2 protein-coding genes are annotated in these 966 nt (G+C 59.6%); both read right to left on the bottom strand.

Features of this window, described 5'->3' with window-relative positions; translation table 11 throughout:
• A partial coding sequence (locus GV827_RS23190) for a hypothetical protein (RefSeq protein ID WP_204326069.1) occupies positions 1-284 on the bottom strand: 284 nt, incomplete at its 3' end.
• Between the two features lie 10 nt (positions 285-294).
• Positions 295-966, bottom strand: a 672-nt coding sequence (locus GV827_RS23185) for a type II restriction endonuclease (RefSeq protein ID WP_268895791.1), incomplete at its 5' end; no start/stop codon positions are given.

Genomic DNA, 966 nt, shown 5'->3' with positions numbered 1-966 from the left:
CCCCAGTAGTAGATGTTTCCGCTCACCTCATCGACGACGTCCTCCCAGGGATTGTGATGCTGGGCGGCCATGTCCCGGGTGATCAGAACAAAGAAGGCGGGAACGGCTCGGCCGGTCTCAGGATCCACAGAGCCTCCTGAGGCGGGGTCCTTGAAACGGATGCCTCCAGAGTTGGCGATCGAACCGGCTGAGGTATTCAACCAACGAAGAAGTTCGTCGTCCTCGAACTTTACGCCTGCCTTGTCACGATGCTGGTGACCTACCCGCCAAAACTCTTCGCCCATCCCGATACCCCTAAATCAATAGCGTCTGCCGCCCTCGCAAGTCGAGGACCGTCCCGAGAAAATCACCAACCCCTATAAGCCAGGCACGCTGATCCGCCTGATAGGTGCTGTGCAGTGACGCGGGCAGCACGAGCTGCAGGCCCTGTCCCTGCATCTCCGCTGTCTGAACTTTCGATATCGCCGGCTCAAGTGTGAGCAGATGCTTGGTCCGGATCCGGTCCGCCTCCGCCAGAACCTGTCGCCAGCGGTCTTTACAGCTGGTCTTCACCGCCAGCATCGCGAGCTGATTATCCGGATACCGGCGGTCGGTATATTCGTCCTCGCCGGGGAACAGGAAGTCTGCAGCGTTCCGTTTCTCCGTGGTGGCTTCGCGCGTGTAGCTGATCTCGTGGGCCTGCAAAATGGCTTCGACATGGTGCCCGAAGGCATAACCAGCCCGCGATTTGCGACGGTTCTGAACGCTCAGCGAGAAACTCAGAAACCCGTCGACATCAGCCCTATCCGCCTCCATGAACCCCGCTTTCAGCCTATCCGAGACGATCTCGCGCTCCAGATGACGAAACAGCGCCTCCTCGTGCTCCATCCATGCAACAAGTGCACCGTCCGGGTCCGCCAGAGGATCGACATCAGGCAGCGTCTCCCGGGCAAAAACGGAAAACGGAACAGTGCCTGGAAACCCGCG

Source organism: Sulfitobacter sediminilitoris (assembly GCF_010667575.1).
Taxonomy (GTDB): domain Bacteria; phylum Pseudomonadota; class Alphaproteobacteria; order Rhodobacterales; family Rhodobacteraceae; genus Sulfitobacter; species Sulfitobacter sediminilitoris.
The sequence above is the reverse complement of the archived record's forward strand: the minus strand, read 5'-3'. Positions and strand labels throughout refer to the sequence as shown.